Below are 20,369 nucleotides of genomic sequence, written 5' to 3' on the forward strand. Positions count from 1 at the left end.
TCCTGCTTTTCGAAGTGGGTGGAAAAAATTCTTTCTTATGATGAGAATTACTTTATTTTTCCTCATTCTGGGACTGGTACAAGTCTCGGCGAGTGTTTACTCGCAGCAAACCAACCTAAGTGTCAAACTGGAGAAAGTAAAAGTTGAAGAAGTTCTGAAGAACATCGAAGATCAAAGTAATTTCTACTTTCTTTTCCGGTCCGACCATCTCAAAGATGTTCCGGTGGTCGATGTCGACCTGAAAGGCGCCAGTATTGAACAAATACTCGATAAGGTGCTGGTTCCTTACGGTTTTTCGTATGAAATTGACGACCGGATTGTGGTGATCAAAAAAAACGGCGAAACAACCAACCTGAACGACTTCAGGCAACAACAGGGCGACCGAACCGTTAGAGGCATCGTAACCGACTCCCAGGGAAATACCCTGCCCGGGGTGACCGTCATTGTAAAAGGAACGACCACCGGCGCCATTACCTCTTTCGACGGGACCTATACCTTATCAGGCGTTCCGGCGAATGCAATCCTCCAGTTTTCTTTTGTAGGAATGGAACCACTGGAAGTTGAGGTAAACAACAGAAACCAGCTAAATGTAACCATGCGGGAGCAAACAATTGGTATTGAGGAGGTTGTTGCGATTGGATACGGTGTCCAGCGCAGAGAAGCGGTAACAGGATCTGTAGCATCAATTGGCGGTGAAGCCTTGCGCGACATTCCGGCATCCAATTTCACGCAGGCCCTGCAAGGCCGATTGCCCGGAGTGGAGTTTGCACAAACCTCAACCCGGCCGGGGGCAACCATGCAAATTCGTATACGCGGTACCCGTTCGCTAACTGCCAGCAACGACCCGCTGATTGTACTTGACGGAATCCCATTTGTCGGGTCGATAGGTGAAATCAACACGAACGATATCCAGAGCATGGACATCCTGAAGGATGCTTCGGCAACCGCCATTTACGGTTCACGCGGCGCCAACGGCGTTATTTTGATTACCACCAACAAAGGACAAAAAGGACAAAAGGCAAGAATTGACTACAATGGTCGTCATAGCGTGAATGAAGTTTTTGCCAAATATCCCATGATGAACGGGCCGGAATTTGTTACACTCCGTGCAGCAAGAGGGCAGTTCACGAACGGGCCGGATGAATTTGACAATATCAATACCGACTGGCAGGACTTGTTTTTCAGAAACGGTTACCAGACAAGCCACGATATCGGTCTTTCAGGAGGTACCGCCACTGGAAGCTATAGTTTTAACATCGGCTACCTCCAGGATCAAGGCGTGATACCAACAAACAAATTCACCCGCTACAGTTTGCGCAGTTCGGTTGATCAGGAAGTCGGGAAGTATTTCCGCTTCGGCTTCAACTCAAACAATAACTACAATTTTACGGAAGGCAACCAGGTCGGCCTGTATGGTATGTTAAGCATGTCACCTATTGCCGACCCGTATAACGAAGATGGTACCTTGAAAAGAACTGTCAGAATGCCGTTAGATGAACAGTATGTCATCACGAGGGATGTTGTAGAAGGATTAGAGGATGACTGGTTGGAACACAAACGAGGATACGCTACCTACAACTCAGTATACGGAGAAGTGAAAGTTCCATGGGTTCAAGGTTTGAAGTACCGTGCCACACTGGGCCTGGATTTTATCCAGGTAAACAACGGAAGCTACACGGCCGAAGGGATAAACAGCAGCAACCCGGATACAGAATCAACGGCTTCTATCAGCAATTATCATACCTACCACTGGACCATCGAAAACCTGCTGAGCTACGACCGCATTTTTGCCGACAAACACCGGCTGAATATAGTCGGGCTTTACTCTGCCGAACAAAATACCAGCTTCAACTCGGGTACTAATGCAAAAGGTATCCCTTCGGAGTCTTTCCAGTATTATAGCCTGAGCAACTCGCTTGGCGAGATCACGACAACCAACCCCGAAAACGGAGGCTACACCCAATCCGGCCTGGTTTCGTACATGGGGCGTGTCATTTACGAATATGAGGACAAATACATGCTTTCAGCTACCGTTCGTTCCGATGCCTCGTCAAGGCTGTCCGAAGGACATAAATGGCATACCTATCCTGCTGTGTCGGCCGGATGGAATATCAAGAACGAGCCGTTTATGCGAGACATATCGGTTATTGACCGGTTAAAGATTCGCGTTGGTTACGGACAAACGTCCAACCAGGCTGTAGGTGCTTTCAGTACTCTTGGCCGTTTAAGTTCCAGAGATTACAACTTTGGCGATGCTACTTATGCCACCGGGTATTATGTAACCCAATTGCCCAACCCCAATTTAGGCTGGGAATACTCTGAAACCTGGAATTATGGTATGGACTTCTCCTTACTGAAAAATCGCCTGTCGGGTACCATAGAATACTATGTAACGAATACCAAAGACATTCTGTTGGGCCTTGGCTTGCCTCAAACATCAGGCGTAAGCAGCTATACCGCCAATATCGGCGAAACTCAGAACAAAGGTTTGGAGCTTTCTCTTAACGGTACTATCCTTAACAATGTAAACGGATGGACATGGGAAGCAGGCATTAATCTGTACACAAACAAAAACAAACTGGTAGCTCTTGCTTCCGGACAAGAGAGGGATGAAGGCAACGGTTGGTTCGTAGGTTATAGCATCAATTCGATTTACGACTACGAACGAATAGGCTTATGGCAAGAAAACGATCTACACCGGGATATCCTGGAACCGGGTGGTAATATAGGTATGATCAAGGTGAAATACACCGGCGATTATAACGATGATGGAACTCCGGTAAGGCAAATCGGAGCCGATGACCGGCAAATTTTGGAAGTGGATCCCGATTTTCAGGGTGGGTTCAACACCCGTGTAGCATACAAGGGATTTGACCTGAGCCTTATCGGGAGCTTCCAGAGCGGTGGCATCCTCGTCAGTACTCTCAACGGACCGAGCAGCTATCTCAATTTGATGACCGGTCGCAGGGGGCAAATTAAGGTGGACTACTGGACACCCGATAACACCGGTGCCAAGTATCCGAATCCAGCTGGTGTGATAAGTGGTGATAATCCGAAATATCTCAGCACAATGGCATACTTTAATGGTTCATTCCTGAAAGTGCGCAACATTTCACTTGGGTATAACTTCAACCAATCTTTGCTTAAGAACTCGGGGGTCAATATGCGCATGTACGTCACGGTACAGAACCCGTTTGTGATGTTCTCAGACTTCAATAAAGAAATGGGCCTGGATCCTGAAACCAACTCACGCGGTGACCAAAATGTGGCAACAGGTGGTTACAATAACCGTATTTTGACGGTAGGTTTTAACTCGCCATCAACCCGGAACTACATCATTGGAGTTAATTTGACATTCTAAATAAATGAAAACGATGAAGCACATAAATATAAAAACGATCATAGGAACAGCTTTGATGACAGTGTTCCTGGTAGGGTGTTCTGATATTTTAGAGGAAGAACCACGCAGCATTTTTGAACCCGGTTATTTCAAGACTGAAAAGGGTGTTAATGGCGGGCTGACAGCGCTGTATGCACACCTGCGCTACATATACGGTAATGCCTACTACTATAACTCGGGTGTAACCGGTACTGATGAAGCAACTTATGCCCAGAGCGCGGATGGAAATTTCAAGGTAATGGACATCAGCGGACAAGGGAACATTACGTCCACTGACACCGGGGGCACCGGTACTTTGTGGAACAATGCATTCCCGGCAATCAACACCGCCTCAGGTATTATTGAAAATGCCGAAGCAGTTGGTCTCGATGCATCCCTGATTGCTGAGGCCCGTTTTTTCAGGGCATTCGACTATTTCATGCTGGTACAAACTTATGGTGGGGTGCCTCTCGATCTGGGCGCGGGAGAATTGCAATTCAACACATCTCCGGTGAGGGTATCTGTGCGCAATACCGTGCCGGAGGTTTACACCAAAGCCATATTTCCAGATTTGCTGACTGCTGTCAACGATTTACCGGATGTTGGGCGTTTAACAGGTACCGTGACAAAAACGGTTGCACGCCTGTTTCTGGCAAAAGCTTACCTGACCTACGCCTGGTGGCTGGAAAATCCAAACAACATCCCTACCTATCCGGAAACTCCCCGTACTGACCCTAACGGGCATGATGTACAGTGGTATTTCCAACAGGCTTATGACGTAGCTACTACCGCCATTGACAATCCGGGCTCTTACGGCTTAATGCCAACATTTTATGAATTACATGTGGGAGGAAACGAACGCAACAAAGAAATGTTGTTATACGCCGACCATACCGAAACAAGCGAAAAATATAACGGAGCAAGCCTGACTTATGGCAGCGGCGGCAACGCAGATAATTTTGCGGCCTGGATGATGACCTGGAACTATACGGAAATCAGAAGTGCCACAAACCCGGATGGGACTGGTTCAGCAAGCACTGTCCTGCGCGAAGCAGTCCAGGACCTTGGGCGTCCATGGACACGTATGTGCCCGACCATTGAGGCTTTTGTAAACACTTTTGCCAACAAAACGGAGGATTCCCGCTTCGATGCATCATTTACAACTGTTTACCGTGGTAACTGGCCTGCAGGTGGTAACAAAGCCGAATTTTACTATGGTGCAAACGGCTTGAAAGTTTACCCGGGTGACCCCATATTAACCTTCCTTTCCGAAGAACCAGCCACGCCGATTACTTATCCTACCGGAGCAGGGCCAAGCAATGTTGGAGGAGGAACTTTGCCCGGAAGAGCGGATTATGTGATCGCGCCAAGCGGAATTAGCCGGGTGGTATATCCCGGAACCTGGAAGATGAGTACTTATCGTACCGACAACGCCGGTACGGTGGGACAACCCAACGCAGCGATTACCCGGCCGTTTAATATTGCCAAATTCTCCGAACTCTACTTCATAGCAGCCGAAGCAGCTGTGAAGGGCGCAACCACAAAAGCTGGTAAAAGCGCCAGGGAATTAATCAATGTAATACGGGCTCGTGCCGGGAAGTGGAGTTTCGACAGGTTTAATCATGTTGAAAGAATAGAAGATCATAGCGCTGCCATGATTGCCGCAACACCCGCAATTATTGATATCAACTATATTTTGGCAGAAAGCTCACGTGAGTTTTACGGCGAGGGTTTCCGCTGGTTTGATTTGGTCCGTACCCAGAAATGGACAGAATTGGCAACGACGTACAAAATAGCGTCAAGCACCAAAGGAGACCATAATGCCCAAACATTTACGCGCAATATTCAACCATATCATTACCTGCGCCCCATCCCGCAAGGCCAGCTTGATGGCATGGAAATGACCGATACTGAAAAAGCAGCCTATCAGAACCCCGGCTATTAAGCCCCGGTTTATTCCCGGCTTGCCGGGTACTTCAAAAAAGGAGTTGTGCCAGATACAACTCCTTTTTTGAAAATCAATTTTATACCAGGAAAGAGTGTTATCCTGAAAAAAAAGACGATTGATGAGACGATTTACCGCCAGCTCCATCGTTTGGGGCCTATTGCTATTCCTTATAGCCTGTAACCCTGTCCGGACAGATGCCTTGGGAGAGGACGGATCGAAATTATGGTTTACGACCATGACCCCGGCAACGGAAGCGCTGAAGGAATGCCCTGTTTCTGTTTGTATTCAGCAGGAATCAAGTGTTTTTTCGATGATCAGCGAAGAACTGCAAAACGGCTTGAACTTACTTTTTGATACCGCGATTCCGTTCAGCAAACACCTGCAGGAAGGAGCAGTGTATGTGGCAACGTCCCAACTCAAAAATATCACGCGGTTTATCGACGCAAATGAATTCAACTCTCTGGGAGACGACGGCTTTATTATCCGGTCATTTTCATCACCGAAAATGGTTCTCATTGCCGCCAACACCGAACACGGCGCCTTATATGGCGTATTCAGTTATCTTAGGTTACTGCAAACCACCGACAGTTCACTTCATTATATCGACATCAAAGAAATTCCGTCGTACCGGCGCCGTATTCTGAACCACTGGGATAACCTGAACGGCAGCGTAGAACGCGGGTATGCCGGACATTCAATTTGGAAATGGGATGAACTACCCGGAAAAATCAGTCCGCTCTACAGACAATACGCCAGGGCCAATGCGTCAATTGGCATCAACGGAACCGTGTTGAATAATGTGAATGCCAGCCCGGAAATTCTGAAGCAGGAATACCTGTTAAAAGTCAAAGCAATAGCCGATGTCCTCCGACCCTACGGTATGAAAGTTTATCTTGCAGTCAATTTCTCTTCTCCCAAAGAGCTGGATGGCTTAGCGACGGCCGATCCGTTTAATCAGGACGTGAAAGACTGGTGGCAAAAAAAAGCTGCTGAGATTTACCGGTTGGTCCCTGACTTTGGCGGTTTCCTGGTGAAAGCCAACTCGGAAGGTTTGCCTGGTCCGCAGGATTTTGGCCGTACGCATGCCGATGGCGCAAACATGCTGGCCGACGCCCTGGCTCCTTTTGGAGGAATCGTGATGTGGAGGGCTTTTGTTTATAATCCCGGAGGAGACGACCGGGCCAAGCAAGCTTATAACGAGTTTATGCCATTGGACGGAAAATTTCGCCCGAATGTGATGATCCAGGTGAAAAACGGTCCAATTGATTTTCAGCCGCGCGAACCGTTCAGCCCCTTGTTTGGCAACATGAAGCAAACCAGCCTGATGCCTGAATTGCAGATTACCCAGGAATATCTTGGCTTCTCGGATCACCTCGTGTATTTAGGTACCCTTTTCAATGAATTTTTGGATGCAGACACCTATACCCTTGGAAAAAATACAACGGTCGCACGCCTGACTGACGGCTCCGTCTTTCACCATTCAATGACCGGAATTGCCGGCGTTGCCAACATTGGAGACAACACCAATTGGTGCGGCCATCACTTTGCGCAGGCCAACTGGTATACTTTTGGCCGTTTGGCCTGGAACAACAGCTTAAGTGCGAAGGAGGTTGCCTTGGAATGGCTGAAACAAAGCTTTACGCACGATCAGCAATCTCTTGCCGAACTGTCCGGGCTGATGATGCAATCCCGGGAAGCCGCAGTCAATTACATGACCCCTCTCGGACTTCACCACCTGATGGGATGGGATCATCATTACGGCCCTGAGCCCTGGGGTACTGTTCCCGGCGCCCGGCCAGACTGGCTTCCTTCCTACTACCACAATGCCGACCGCACAGGAATCGGCTTTAACCGTACTTCCACCGGAAGCAAGGCCATTAACCAGTATGCCGAACCGCTCCGGTCGATGTTTGATGATCCGGCGCTTTGCCCGGAGGCCTTCTTGCTTTGGTTCCACCATCTCCCCTGGGATTACACGCTTCGCAACGGGAATGACTTATGGACCGAATTGTGCTGCAAATACAGTTCGGGAGTTGATGCAGTCAGGAGGTTTCAGAAAATTTGGGAGAATAACCGGGAAAACATGGACCCTCAACGATTTGCCGACGTGACGAAAAAACTGGCCATCCAGGCTGAAGAAGCCATTTGGTGGCGGGATGCCTGTTTGCTTTATTTTCAAACTTTTTCCCAGCAGCCGATTCCACCCGAACTTGACCGGCCGGTCCATCAGCTTGATGAGTTGAAAAAATTAAGATTTGATTTGAAACATCACAATTAAAACGGCTTTATTCCGCTATCGGTGATAAAAATAAACGAATGAAAATCAGAAAACTAATCCTTCTTGCTTTACTCTTCCTGACAGCACAGCCCGCAAAACCGGAAGTGCGCTTGCCCCGCCTGATCAGCAGCGGCATGGTCCTTCAGCGCGACACGCCGTTAACGATTTGGGGTTGGGCCGACCCTTCGGAAAAGGTAAAAGTTGAGTTCGTCGGGGAAACTTACCAAACCAAAGCCGATAAACAGGGAAACTGGCAGTTGGAGCTTCCGGCTATGACCGCTGGTGGCCCTTACCTGATGAAAGTGAATGTCCTTGAAATCAGCGACATTTTGGTTGGCGATGTCTGGCTGGCATCGGGGCAGTCGAACATGGAACTGCAAATTCGCCGGGTGATGGATTTGTATGCTGACGAAATTAAGCAGGTTGATAACCCCAACATTCGGCTGTTCCGCTCGTCCACCCGCAAAGAACCGGATACGGCGCAGGCCGATTATCCCGATGGCTTGTGGTTGCCCGCCACGCAGGAAAATATCATGGATTTTTCGGCTGTCGCCTGGTTTTTTGCCCATGAACTGTACCAAAAGTATCAGGCGCCGGTTGGCATCATCAGCACGGCCATTGGCGGCTCTCCGGCCGAAGCTTGGCTCAGCGAAGAAGCGGTAACCGGCTACCTGGATCAATGGCTGGCCAACCAGGCCCGGATGGACTCCATTCGTGCCAAACGCATCGCCGAAGAAGGGGAAACTCCTCCTTTTAACTGGGGTCTTGAAGTGAATAAACATGATCCGGGGGTTGGCCGTTGGTCGAAAGCGGCGGTGGATGTTTCCGGCTGGCCAAACATTTCATTGCCGGGTTACTGGGCAGATAAAGGCGTGGAACTTCGCAACGGGTCCATTTGGTTTTACAAGGAATTTGAGGTGGCCGATTCGCTGGCAGCGAAAGAAGCCATCCTTCGCCTGGGATGCATCATCGACAGCGATTCGGCTTTTGTGAACGGCAGCTTTGTGGGTACGGTTTCCTATCAATATCCTCCCCGAATTTATTCGATACCGAAAGGTCTGTTGAAGCCCGGTAAAAATAAGCTAATGGTCCGCGTGTTTAGCCAGGGCGGTCGCGGTGGTTTTGTAGAGGAAAAGCCTTACGAAGTCCGTATCGGTTCGCAAACCATTGATCTGACCGGCGATTGGAATTATCACATCGGCGCTGTGCTGAACCCGCCCCGCGGACAGGGTGGCGGCAGTTTTCGGCCCGGAGGTTTATACAACAGCCTCATCCATCCTGCGCTTGGTTACAGCCAGAAGGGGGTGATCTGGTACCAGGGTGAAACCAATGCCGGACGCGGACTGGAATACCGGCAGCTTTTCAGGGATTTGATTACCGACTGGCGCAGACAATTTGACCAGCCCGAGCTGCCTTTTTTGTATGTGCAACTGGCTAATCTCGGAATCCCCGGCAAACAGCCGGTTGAAAGCGGCTGGGCTACCCTGCGCGATGCACAACGGCGGGCGCTGGAATTGCCCGCTCCCGCGCGATTGCATCGCGTGGTTTTCAGTATTCCGGCCCTACTTAACGAAGACGACTTCAACAAACCTTTTTCTCCCGCATAATCAACAGCGCTGCTATATAAATAATCTTCTGCCCTGAAAACCAATCCTGCTTCAACCGGATTGTAACGGGTGTAATCTATTTTTTCATCAATTACTATTAAATTTCAACTAAAAATCGATAGATTTAAGTTACACAGCATAATTCTGTTGCTGATTGAATAACTTTGAACAGCATTTGACAACCTGTTTAAAAAACTTGTTTTTCATTAAAAAGCAGTAGAAATGTTCGATAAACTGAGTGCCTGCAAATACCTTCCGTTGATTATTTTCGTGTTCGCATGGGTTTTGTACCTGAGCAACATCGGGGGCGTAAGTATTTATATCCTGGATGAAGCCAAAAACTCGGAATGCGCCCGTGAAATGCTGGAGCGGTCAGATTTTGTTGTGCCGACCTTCAACGGTGTTTTGCGCGCCGATAAGCCGCCGCTGCACTACTTCTTCATGATGTTGGGCTATTCGGTTTTCGGGGTGAACCCTTTTGCAGCGCGTTTTTTTTCCGCTTTTTTCGGGGCGCTCACAGTTTTGGTCACTTATTTGTTTGCCCGAAAATTTGCCGGGGCGCCGGCTGCCTTGCTCACAGCCATCGTATTATTGGCTTCGGTGCATCTTAGCATTCAGTTTCACCTCGCTGTTCCCGATCCTTACCTGGTTTTTTTCATGACGGCCGCTATCCTTTCATTTTACCTGTTTTTAAAGGAAAAGAAAGCAATAGGCGGACTTGCGCTCTATGCTTCCGTTGGGCTCGGAACGTTAGCGAAAGGTCCTGTCGCCATTGCCCTTCCCGGCTTAATTTTTCTCTTGTACCTCATTTTTGCCAAAAAATTAAAGTGGGGCATTGTTCGCCCGCTCCGACCGTTTCTCGGAGCAATATTGGTCCTGTTGGTTGCCTTGCCCTGGTATATCCTGGTACACCTGAAAACAAACGGGGCATGGACGGAAGGGTTTTTTCTGCAACACAATCTTGGCCGCTTCACCGACGAGATGGAGGGACATGGCGGAAATTTCATGGTTACCGTGCTTTATGTGCTGATCGGGTTGTTTCCGTTTTCGGTGTTTCTGCCCCAGGCTATCCGGCAAAGCTTTAAAAATCGAAGGGACGATTTTGTCCTTTTTAATTTGGTTGCCGGTCTTTCCATCGTTGGTTTCTTCATGCTGTCCAAAACCCGCCTCCCCAATTATACCGTGCCGGCCCTGCCGTATCTGGCAATTCTGACGGCAATCTTTATCCGAGCGAAACTGAATGCCCCAAAAACGTTTCGTGCTGGCGTGTGGATTGTTTTCGGCATCTCCCTTGTTTTGGTACCGGGCATACTCATTGCATTAAAAGCGGACCCTTCGCTTGCAGACATTTATGCAATCGGGTGGTACTTTTTGCCTTTTCCCCTCATTGTCGCGGCGGCGGTCATCTTCTTTTACCGCGAAAGAACTGTTACGGCGCTCAACCTGATCATGCTGGGCGGCCTGACTGTGGCTGTCACGTTCTTCGGGTTTGCCTTTCCTGAAATTGATAAACAGAACCCGGTAGCCAAAAGCCTTCATTTAATCGATGGGAAAGAAGTGCGCTACTTTGGTAAGTTCAATGCTTCTTTTTCGTTCAACCTGAAAAAAGAAATACCGGGGCTGGAAGAACAGGGGATCAGGCCTTTTTTGGAAGAATACCCGGAGGGCGTAATTATTTCAACCAAAAAAAAAATCAGCCAAATTCAGTTGCCTGACAATGCAGGGATCGGTTTTTCATCGCACGATGTTTTCGAATCGCCGGTTACCGTTTTGATTACCAGGAAAAAGTAGACAAACCACGGCGCAACCGGTGAAATATAAAAGGATATTCGAACACGCGGCGGGTATTCAGTTTCACGATGTAGTCGCCTACCCAAATGGTTGCAGAAGTGCAAAGCAGCCCTAAAACCGAGCCGGCATACACATCGACGAAGAAATGCTGGCAAAGGTAAATGCGGCTAAGCCCAACCATCATGGCAACGAAGACAAACAAAACCCCGGCATATTTTTTACCGGTAAAATAAGCCAGCAGGCCCGTCGTCGCAAAAACGGTCATTGTATGGCCAGAAGGAAAACTATGCAGGAGGTTACAGTCGGTAAGTTGGACCACGCGGTAAAAAGCTTCCGGCCCGAAATACTTTAACGGACGCACGATATCGGAAAAAAGGAAGTTCTTGAAAATTCCGGTTACCAATCCAACCAAGGCCAGGTTGAACAGCAACATCAACGTGTAGCGCAACTTGTACAGCGCAAAACCGAGGGCAACGATAACGGCGGTACTTCCCGACCCCAGTTGGGTAATCCATTCAACAGCCCGGTCCCATTCCATTCGCGAATATTTGTTGACAAACAACACCACATCGCCATACCGGACGGTCAACAAAACCACCAATCCGGCAAACAGGGGGATAGCATAAGAAAATATGTACCAGCGAAAACCTGCGTTTCCGAACAACTTACCTTCCTTCTTGAAAAGTTCCATATCCCTGAAGTTTTAAACTGTTGCTTTCTTTCGTTTCAATCGTCCTGAAAAGTAGCTTCAGGACCCGATTTTAAAACTCAAAGCTATCGGCTAAGGATTAAGCGACGAATAACATTCGGTTACAATTTATTCAAATTTTAGTATCCCGTATGAAGGTGATTTTACTAGAGTTAAACCGTCTTTTGACCAAAAAGAAGGAAAACTTTCAAAATAACTTCCCCGAAATAGAACCAATCAACTACCTTTATTGATAAAGCAATTAGAAGGTTATCAAAAAGCAGGGCAAACGCATTTAAGAAAGTTTGGTTTAAGCCATAAGCTCCTGCCGAGGAGCTTGGTTTCCTCATAACTCTTCATTATGTTTGAATGATTAATATTTTTGAAAGGCGGGTTTTGCATGTTGTAAATGGCCCGCCTTTCGTTTTGCTAATATACTAAATATCTGTTGATTAGTTACATGATTGGATAAAAGATTTGCCAGTTTTGCTATATTAATAAGAAGACAGAAGAACAAATTTCAGAAGCATGGAAGAGTTCGCTTTTCCACCAGATTTTCAGCAAGGTGAGCGAACCAAGAAGGACAAACAGGGGTAATTTCCGGCACCAGTTGCATGACATCCTGTTGCTGGTACTGTCCGCCGTTTTGTGCGGAATGGACGAATGGGAGGAAATCGCGGACTTTGGCCTGGAACAGCAGCATTGGTTGCGCAAGTACGGCTCTTTTGTTTATGGCATTCCCTCGCACGACACGCTTAACCGGGTTTTTTCGGCCATTGACCCAGTTGAGTTTTCGGCCTGTTTTTCCCAGTGGGCCAACAGTTTGCGGGCTCAATGCGACCAGGAGGTGGTTGCTATTGATGGCAAGCGCATGTGCAACTCCCATTATTTAACCAATCCGGCGATACACATGGTCTCTGCTTTCGCCACCCAAAACGGGCTGTGCCTGGGACAGGTAGCCACTCAGGAGAAAAGCAACGAGATCACGGCCATTCCCCAACTGCTTTCTCTCCTGGATGTCAAAGGGTGCATCGTGACCATTGATGCAATGGGCTGCCAAAAGAACATTGCCTCGAAAATATTAAAACAGGGGGCCGATTATATTCTTGCAGTCAAAGGCAACCAGCCGTCGCTCGAAGAAGGTATTCTGGATACAATCCGGTTCAATAAATCCATCAGTTCCGATGTAGATGTTGATTGCGGGCATGGCCGGATCGAAACCCGCGAATGCTCTGCGTACAGCAACCTTGAGATGATCGAAGGCGCGGATCAATGGGAAGGGCTGAAAACAATTTTCCGGATCGATTCTCAAAGGGTTATCAAGTCAACCGGAGAAACTTCCCGGCAAACAAGATATTACATATCAAGTCTGGAAGCCCAGGCAAAACAGTTCAACACCTGGACACGCAACCACTGGGCTATCGAGAACAACCTGCATTGGACTTTGGATGTAGTCTTTGGCGAAGATCAATCCAGAAAAAGAAAAGGTTATGCCGCCCAGAATTTTAACACCATACGAAAAACAGTCATGGCTTTGCTGGTAAACGAGCAACATTGGAAAGCCAGCAAAAAGAGAAAAAGATCAAAAGCTTTACAGAACAAAAAATACAGGGAAACTTTACTCAAAATTTAAATGCGTTTGCCCTGTATCAAAAGGTACCCTTGTATCATATTGCCAATTATTTGGGAATTGGTTACAGGTTTTGGAGCAAATACTAACCGATATGAAGAAGCAGCACATTCGTTCTTTACGCAATCGTGGTAATTATCCATTGCGAGTACTTGGCATTGGCCTTGCCTCTCCTGTCCACAGATTATTCCCTAAAGCCCTGGCATTCCTATACCCCCGGCATCCACCCAATACAGCACCTGCAATACCTCCATAAATGGCTCCTTGTCCGGCCATCTCCCAGGCTTTATCCCACCCACCGGTTGTCAGCCCGGTAACAAAATCTCCCAGTGCACCGGCTGCCGTGCCTCCAAATGGGTGGCGGATTTGTCAATGGTTCCGTCAGAAACCTGATATGGGTAGGATATTCCGTTGTGCCAACTTTCTTCCGTCCCATCCGGGACGGGATTATATCTGAATCTTGGCTTTTCTACCCATATTTGGCGCCTAAAGGCGCTTATCAGACTTCATCCTGGTATTCCTGCCGGGTTAAATATTCCCTCCAGAGATTTGATAAGGGGTAGCAAATTATTGTGGACCAAATGTTTGGGGCTTCGTGGAATTTTGTCGTACACCAGGTCCCAACAGCGCCACCGGTAAATCCTCCGGCAGCCCCTACGATTGCAGCGGCTAAAAGCGGACTTGCCATTCCTGCCGTAGCGATAGTTGCCACACCCGCAACAACTATAGTTGCCACGAGGGTTACTGCTTTAGCATTTTGAGCCATCCATTTTCCAAGCTGGCTTAGCCAGGTATACCCAGTCGGGTCGATATATTTTAGAGGATTGTTTAAGCAGTAACTCAAAGAACGTATCGGGTTAATAATATAATTCCCTTTCTGAATTCCCCTCCCTTGGAGGGGCCGGGGAGGCGTTTAAAGGAGCCGCCCGCCAACCGGAGGACAGCTTCTTTACAGTTTTGATTTCACGGCACACGTTGCAGAAGTGCACCAACGGAGTGTGCCCGTTTTTAAAGTTTATACCCGATTTCTAAAGTCAAATAAGGAAAGTCATTATACGTTCCGTCGTACACATCTACCTGGTACTTTGTGCCCCCCGTGAAAAAAAGATGCCCCGACAAATAGTATTCTATCAGTATGCCAATGTTTATTACAGGTGTTGTAATATTGTCGTCAATGCTTACATTGAAAGGCGCCCCGGTTGCTGTACCCGATCCGCCAGAAGCGCCTTGTGACGAAACATATCCATCGATCTGTTCATGAAATACCCCTACTCCCGCATAGGGCAAAAGGCATACGTTTTTTGATAAAATGACATTATACCCCAAATTTAGGTTTAGCGCATAGTAAGTGTTGTAATACTCCTTTTGAAAATTGTCCTCAAATATCCCGTGATACTTTTGAAAAAAGTAGTTCATGTCAGATAAAAACATCACGTTTCCCCAGGTGTTTGTTTTAAAGCCTGCCCCAACCCCCTGATTCCCGGATTTGTGTAAATGTTGATAGCTGATGGATAGGGAACTGTTATCCTGAGATGAAGCATGAGAAACGATGAACATCAGGACGGAGATAATAAATATTAATCTTTTCATGTCATAGTGATTTGTGTTTGTTACTTTCCGGCATTATCATCTGCTTACAAAGCAATCGTATGTCATACAATAATAATTTGTTTTTTTAATGTTTATACAAAATTGAATGTTTGGGTAAAACTAAGGGCCCCGCCCGGAAAAAGATGGAATCCTCAATTTATTCTACCCGGCTCATCCGGATATGCGGCAAACCATTCAAGGCGGCTGTACCGGATTTAATCGGTCCAGCCGCTACCTGCTTTTACATATCTCAATAAACAGGGTTTACAATAGTACTCCGACACAATAGGGAAAGATAGGATACTCACTACTGTTTAACCTGTTTTTTCAGAGCTTTAATGGCTTCCTTGCTGATTACTTTGCTTTCATCCTTTGCCAACAGCTCGAGAACTTTCGTAGCCGTTTGAGATTTCCTCAGGCTGGCGCCGATTACAAATCGGCGCCTTGCCCATCAAGGCAAACTTTTGCTTTTTCAAAGCAAGGCACGGGTCACAGACCCGCGCCAGCGGGGGGATAGCCAATAAATTGTTCATTAGTTGCTCGACAGTTGATAGTCACCGTAAGAATCTTTTATTAAAATTCAATGCAAATAATACTGCCAAGCTAATTAAAATGGCAGTGTCAAAAGGAATAATCAGCTAGTACAAAAATTGCTGTGAAGGTAAAAAATGCATATTAATTCCAGATAATTTTAGTTGAATAGGGTGTACGACAAAATCCACTTTTTTTCAAAAAAGAAGGGTTATAAACTGATAACTAATATCATATATTTATAACCCTAAAAAAAACATTGTGAAACCAAACTTACAAAAAGTAGCTGAAGAAATGATTTTGAAACTGGAAAATTTTGCAAAGGAAAATTTCCAAACAGATGCTTATCATTTTGAAATATGTGCAGGCTGGGGTCAAAATTAGTTTTTGCTGAAGCCAGTGAGGAGTTCTTGCGATTTTTGGATATCGATATATCGGATAAGCAGATTGAACGGGTATGTCATTGTTATGGGGAAAAGCTTGATGAGTTGGACCGGGCCAATGCTATCATTACGGAAAGCAAATTAATTTTGAAATGAAATTGTTTGTCGGCTGTTTAATAAAACTGTGACTGAAACTTAATCTTGTTAAAATTCATTAATAAAACATAAATCATAAGGCAACATATATGTTACAAACTAACCGGATATTAGCAGGCAAACATATAGCCAATGGATCGAAGAAATTTTCTAAACAAATCGCTGACGGCAGGTTTGGTTTTTAGCAATCTTGGTTCTTTTGCGGAAAACAACGAAAATCGTCAAAAAAGTTTTCGAATCGTACATATTACCGATACACATATTTTTCCTTCAGAAAAGGTTGAAGCCGCATTACGTGTTTTAACCGGTAAAATCAACTCAATGAAGGAAAAACCGGATTTTATTTTACACACCGGCGATCATATCATGGACTCGCTTAAACAATCAAAGGAAAATGTTCAAAAGCAGTGGGAGGCATGGACAGGGTATTTTAAAGATCAACTACAGTACCCTTTGTACAACTGTATCGGGAATCATGATGTGTGGGGTTGGGGGCTGGATGATATGTCGGTGACAAACGACCCGCTTTTCGGCAAATCATGGGCAATGTCAATGCTTGGGCTTTCTGAAAGGTATTACTCGTTTGAAAACAAAGGATGGAAATTTATATGCCTTGACAGTCCGTATTATATTGAAAAGAATCATACTTACACAGCCCGGCTTGACGAGGAACAATTTGAATGGTTAACGCTGGAATTGGAAAAAACCAGCCCAAAAACACCTATATGTATTGTTTCGCATATTCCAATTTTATCGGCATCGGTTTTTTTCGATGGCGAAAATTCAAAAACCGGAAATTGGGAAGTTCCCGGAGCATGGATGCACATTGATTCGAAACGGATAAAAGATTTGTTTTACAACCATCGTAATGTAAAAGCAGCGCTTAGCGGACATGTTCACCTGGCCGATAAAACAGAATATCTCGGAGTTCATTACCACTGCAACGGGGCGGCCTGCGGTGGTTGGTGGAATGGAAATTACCAGGAATTTGAACCTTCGTACGCAGTTATTGATTTTTATGATAATGGGGTGATAAACACCGAATTAATATCATATCAATATTGAACCGGATATACATACCAAAAACTAAAATAAGGTGTTGCTATTCACCTTTGGCAACTGAAACTTATTAGAGATCAAAATATTGAAAATTAACTAATTGATGTGAAGAGTCGCGCCAAAATCGGATTAGTATGCTTAAAAAACAAAATTACTTAATGCTTAAAAAACAAACTTATTGTATGAAACAAATTCTTTTTATTATTGGATTTTTGGTTTGGGCAACATGTGTCTGGTCCCAAAACATTCAAATCAAAGGAAAAGTAACTGACAACTCCGGAAGTCCGCTACCGGGGGTAACTGTTATGGAAAAAGGAACAACAAACGGTGCAGTAACCAATCAGGATGGGCTTTTCCAGATGAATGCATCCTCAACCGGCACTTTGTCATTTTCTTTTATTAGTTACAGAATGATGGAAATCGCCATTTCAGGAAGAAATCAAATTGATGTTGTACTGGAAGAAAGTGTTCAGGCTATCGACGAAGTAATCGTTACTGCGCTTGGTATCAGCCAGGAAAAAAAATCAATTGGTTATACCACTCAAACGGTTGACGCCAGGGAAATTACCAGCGTGAATGCCCCTAATATGGGAAACATGCTGAGCGGTCAGGTTGCTGGTTTAACTGTGAACACCAAAACCGGAATGTTCCAGGCGCCTGATATTTCGCTGCGTGGAAAATCGCCGTTAATTGTTATTGATGAAATCCCGGTGGAAACCAACTTTTTTGATGTTTCTTCCACTGATATTGAAAACATTGTAGTATTAAAAGGCCCCACTGCTTCTTCACTTTACGGTTCACGCGGACGAAACGGCGCAATTCTGATAACCACAAAAAATGCTGATAAAGAAGGTTTGGAGATTACTGTTTCCAACAACACGATGGTTTCTGCAGGGTACACCGTTTTCCCGAAAACACAGACGGAATATGGTAACGGTTCAAACGGACAGTATGAGTTCTGGGACGGGCAGGACGGTGGTATTTCCGATGGTGATATGATTTGGGGTCCAAAATTTTCCGACAATCTGAAGATTGCCCAGTGGAACAGTCCGATTTATGACAACGTAACAGGCGAAACTATTCCATGGTGGGGTGATGTTTCTGGAACCCAGTACGATAATAAATCGCGTTATTCAAGAGTGCCGATTGCATGGGAATACCACAATAACCTGAAGGATTTTATGCGGACAGGTGTAATTTCAACTACCAATTTTGCAATTGCTTCAAAAAGTAAAAATGCATCCACCCGGTTTTCAGGCTTTTATCAGTCGGAAAAAGGACGGGTTCCGAATTCGGAATTAAAAACCGGCGGGTTAACTTATCATGCTCTTTACAACCTTGCTGAAAACTTAACTTTCGATACAAAACTCTCATATAACAAAGTTGTATCACCTAACTACCCGCGTTACGGATACGGTCCTAAAAACCACATGTACACCATTTTAATCTGGATGGGCGACGATGTAAACGGAAAGGAACTTAAAGAACATCTTTATATTCCGGGACAGGAAGGATACCGGCAGGCCAACTTTAATTATGCATGGTATAACAACGTTTACTTTGCTGCCAACGAGCTGAATCAGGAGTTCGACCAAAATACCATTAACGGGCAGGTAAAATTGAAATGGGACATTACCGAAAACCTGAGTCTGCAGGGAAGAAGCTCGGCCGTTTTAAAACATATTTTCGAAGACAGGGAAAGTCCCAAGACTTACCTGAACTATGGCGACCCGCGCGAAGGCGACTATAAAACATGGAATACCGACCAGGTAAACGTGGACAACGATGTGTTGCTTTCGTTTAATAAAGATTTCTCCGAAAAATTCGGATTGAGCGCGAATGCAGGTGCTTCAATGTTTTATAAAAAATACCAGCAGGAATACAATGCAACTGACGGGCTGGTTGTTCCGTGGGTTTACAGTTTGAACAACTCGCTCGGAAATGTAAAAGCTTCTACTTATCTCGAAGAAAGAGAAATCAGGAGTGTTTTCGGAACCTTAACCATGGATGCCATGAATTCATTTTTCCTTACTCTCACCGCACGAAACGACTGGTCATCAACGCTTATCGAATCAAACAACTCGTATTTTTACCCGTCGGTTTCGCTGAGTGCACTGGTTTCCAATCTTGTTCAACTCCCCAAAGTTGTTGATTATCTGAAACTCTATGGTTCGTGGGCCGAAGTATCGAGCGACCTGTCGCCTTACCAAACTTCCTCATATTACAGCAATGCCGGAATGTATGATGGTAATTCGATGGTAAGTTATCCTTCGGTGATTGTGAATCCGAATATCAAACCCGAGAAATCGACGTCATTCGAATTAGGTCTTTCGTCGGTATTCTTTAAAAACAGAATGACTTTTGATGTTACTTACTACAATATTGTTGACGAAAACCAGATTATCAATCTTCCTACTTCACAGGCAAGTGGCTTCAGTTCCCGAAAAGTAAACGGGAATCAATACACAACCAACGGTGTTGAGGTAATGCTGAATGCCAATCCGGTTAAGAAAAATAATTTCCGTTGGGATGTGGGTTTAAACTGGTCAACCAGTGTTAAAAAGCTGACTGAAATTTACGGAGGCGCAAATAAATACGGCAATTATTCGCTGAACGAACGGGTCGATAATTACTACGCCACAGGTTGGATGAAAACCGCCGATGGAGAACTGATTGTTTCTGAATCGAACGGGTTGCCAACAAGAGACTCGTATGCACAACTGCACGGTCACCTGGATCCCAATTGGAGATTTGGTTTACAAAACCACTTCAAGTATAAAAAACTGTCGCTCGATGTGAATATCGACGGTGTTGTTGGCGGTGTAATCAACTCGCTTACCGTAGAAAAAATGTGGTGGGGTGGTAAACATCCTTATTCAACTGAATACCGCGATGCTGAATACGCTGCCGGCAAACCGGTTTATGTGCCTGATGCTGTTAATGTTGTAAGTGGCACACTCACAAGGGATACCGATGGGAATGCGATTTCAGACACCCGGGTTTACAAACAAAACGCAACTGCCGTGAGTTGGCAAACCTGGAGTCAGAATTATCCTTACCGCGCAAAAGTAACCGAAAGTGAAAGCAAAACATTCGCCAACGTTTTCGACCGCAGTTATGTGAAACTGAGAAAAGTAGCTTTTAATTACGACCTTACCAGTTTGATAAATATCTCCGCTTTCAAAAAAATTGAAGCCACAGCGTACGGCTATAACCTGCTGATGTGGAAAAAGGCAGATATCATCGACCCCGATTACGGCGACGATAACAATTTACAGGATCCTTCGTCGAGATATGTTGGCCTTGGATTAACAGTTACATTTTAATTA

14 protein-coding genes are annotated in these 20,369 nt (G+C 45.8%); 10 read left to right on the forward strand and 4 right to left on the reverse strand.

Annotated elements, in window-relative coordinates; genetic code table 11:
- Window positions 1-37: 37 nt before the first annotated feature.
- The 5 genes from AC6H3C_RS24765 (at window position 38) to AC6H3C_RS24785 (ending at window position 11,003) form a co-directional block, all read left to right on the forward strand.
- Complete coding sequence (locus tag AC6H3C_RS24765) at window positions 38-3,361, forward strand: TonB-dependent receptor (protein ID WP_497518393.1); 3,324 nt, start codon at window positions 38-40, stop codon at window positions 3,359-3,361.
- A gap of 13 nt (window positions 3,362-3,374) precedes the next feature.
- Window positions 3,375-5,324, forward strand: coding sequence for a RagB/SusD family nutrient uptake outer membrane protein (locus AC6H3C_RS24770; RefSeq protein ID WP_497518394.1), 1,950 nt, complete (start codon window positions 3,375-3,377; stop codon window positions 5,322-5,324).
- A 121-nt stretch (window positions 5,325-5,445) separates the two neighbouring features.
- A complete protein-coding gene (locus AC6H3C_RS24775; RefSeq protein ID WP_497518395.1) occupies window positions 5,446-7,605 on the forward strand; it encodes an alpha-glucuronidase family glycosyl hydrolase in 2,160 nt (719 codons plus the stop codon).
- Between the two features lie 38 nt (window positions 7,606-7,643).
- Window positions 7,644-9,212, forward strand: coding sequence for a sialate O-acetylesterase (locus AC6H3C_RS24780; protein WP_497518397.1), 1,569 nt, complete (start codon window positions 7,644-7,646; stop codon window positions 9,210-9,212).
- Between the two features lie 222 nt (window positions 9,213-9,434).
- Window positions 9,435-11,003: an ArnT family glycosyltransferase gene (locus AC6H3C_RS24785; RefSeq protein WP_497518398.1), complete on the forward strand. Its 1,569-nt coding sequence runs from the start codon at window positions 9,435-9,437 to the stop codon at window positions 11,001-11,003.
- Here the strand turns inward: AC6H3C_RS24785 and AC6H3C_RS24790 are convergent.
- Together AC6H3C_RS24790 and AC6H3C_RS24795 are read right to left on the reverse strand one after the other, a co-directional pair.
- Window positions 10,987-11,694, reverse strand: a complete 708-nt coding sequence (locus AC6H3C_RS24790) for a phosphatase PAP2 family protein (RefSeq protein ID WP_497518399.1) — start codon at window positions 11,692-11,694, stop codon at window positions 10,987-10,989. The two genes, AC6H3C_RS24785 and AC6H3C_RS24790, sit on opposite strands and share 17 nt — an antisense overlap.
- Before the next feature lie 170 nt (window positions 11,695-11,864).
- Complete coding sequence (locus AC6H3C_RS24795) at window positions 11,865-12,041, reverse strand: hypothetical protein (protein ID WP_497518400.1); 177 nt, start codon at window positions 12,039-12,041, stop codon at window positions 11,865-11,867.
- Window positions 12,042-12,244: 203 nt separating this feature from the next.
- On the opposite strand from AC6H3C_RS24795, the gene AC6H3C_RS24800 reads away from it, so the two are divergent.
- On the forward strand, window positions 12,245-13,324 hold the full coding sequence (locus AC6H3C_RS24800; RefSeq protein WP_497521271.1) for an ISAs1 family transposase: 1,080 nt from the start codon (window positions 12,245-12,247) through the stop codon (window positions 13,322-13,324).
- Between the two features lie 496 nt (window positions 13,325-13,820).
- Here AC6H3C_RS24800 and AC6H3C_RS24805 read toward each other — a convergent pair whose 3' ends face one another.
- Together AC6H3C_RS24805 and AC6H3C_RS24810 are read right to left on the reverse strand one after the other, a co-directional pair.
- Window positions 13,821-14,165 (reverse strand): hypothetical protein, encoded by a 345-nt coding sequence (locus AC6H3C_RS24805; RefSeq protein ID WP_497518401.1) that lies wholly within the window; start codon window positions 14,163-14,165, stop codon window positions 13,821-13,823.
- 164 nt (window positions 14,166-14,329) lie between these two features.
- Complete coding sequence (locus AC6H3C_RS24810; protein WP_497518402.1) at window positions 14,330-14,911, reverse strand: hypothetical protein; 582 nt, start codon at window positions 14,909-14,911, stop codon at window positions 14,330-14,332.
- A gap of 444 nt (window positions 14,912-15,355) precedes the next feature.
- Here AC6H3C_RS24810 and AC6H3C_RS24815 point away from each other — a divergent pair, with 444 nt between their 5' ends.
- The 4 genes from AC6H3C_RS24815 to AC6H3C_RS24830 all read left to right on the forward strand — a co-directional run bounded on the left by AC6H3C_RS24815 (window position 15,356) and on the right by AC6H3C_RS24830 (window position 20,366).
- On the forward strand, window positions 15,356-15,553 hold the full coding sequence (locus AC6H3C_RS24815) for a LuxR C-terminal-related transcriptional regulator (RefSeq protein ID WP_497518403.1): 198 nt from the start codon (window positions 15,356-15,358) through the stop codon (window positions 15,551-15,553).
- Window positions 15,554-15,703: 150 nt separating this feature from the next.
- The gene (locus AC6H3C_RS24820) at window positions 15,704-15,826 is read left to right on the forward strand and encodes a hypothetical protein (RefSeq protein ID WP_497518405.1); all 123 of its coding nucleotides are present in this window, start codon (window positions 15,704-15,706) and stop codon (window positions 15,824-15,826) included.
- 287 nt (window positions 15,827-16,113) lie between these two features.
- Entirely contained in the window at window positions 16,114-17,046 is a 933-nt protein-coding gene (locus AC6H3C_RS24825; RefSeq protein WP_497518407.1) for a metallophosphoesterase family protein, read from the forward strand.
- Window positions 17,047-17,222: 176 nt separating this feature from the next.
- A complete protein-coding gene (locus AC6H3C_RS24830) occupies window positions 17,223-20,366 on the forward strand; it encodes a SusC/RagA family TonB-linked outer membrane protein (RefSeq protein ID WP_497518408.1) in 3,144 nt (1,047 codons plus the stop codon).
- The last annotated feature ends 3 nt before the right edge of the window (window positions 20,367-20,369 follow it).

Source organism: Gaoshiqia sp. US2 (assembly GCF_059705485.1).

Coding starts and splice junctions, on each gene's coding strand:
- AC6H3C_RS24795 (WP_497518400.1), bottom strand. CDS start 12,041: ATGAGGAAACCAAGCTCCTCGGCAGGAGCTTATGGCTTAAACCAAACT.
- AC6H3C_RS24775 (WP_497518395.1), top strand. CDS start 5,446: ATGAGACGATTTACCGCCAGCTCCATCGTTTGGGGCCTATTGCTATTC.
- AC6H3C_RS24830 (WP_497518408.1), top strand. CDS start 17,223: ATGAAACAAATTCTTTTTATTATTGGATTTTTGGTTTGGGCAACATGT.
- AC6H3C_RS24765 (WP_497518393.1), top strand. CDS start 38: ATGATGAGAATTACTTTATTTTTCCTCATTCTGGGACTGGTACAAGTC.
- AC6H3C_RS24785 (WP_497518398.1), top strand. CDS start 9,435: ATGTTCGATAAACTGAGTGCCTGCAAATACCTTCCGTTGATTATTTTC.
- AC6H3C_RS24770 (WP_497518394.1), top strand. CDS start 3,375: ATGAAGCACATAAATATAAAAACGATCATAGGAACAGCTTTGATGACA.
- AC6H3C_RS24810 (WP_497518402.1), bottom strand. CDS start 14,911: ATGAAAAGATTAATATTTATTATCTCCGTCCTGATGTTCATCGTTTCT.
- AC6H3C_RS24825 (WP_497518407.1), top strand. CDS start 16,114: ATGGATCGAAGAAATTTTCTAAACAAATCGCTGACGGCAGGTTTGGTT.
- AC6H3C_RS24780 (WP_497518397.1), top strand. CDS start 7,644: ATGAAAATCAGAAAACTAATCCTTCTTGCTTTACTCTTCCTGACAGCA.
- AC6H3C_RS24790 (WP_497518399.1), bottom strand. CDS start 11,694: ATGGAACTTTTCAAGAAGGAAGGTAAGTTGTTCGGAAACGCAGGTTTT.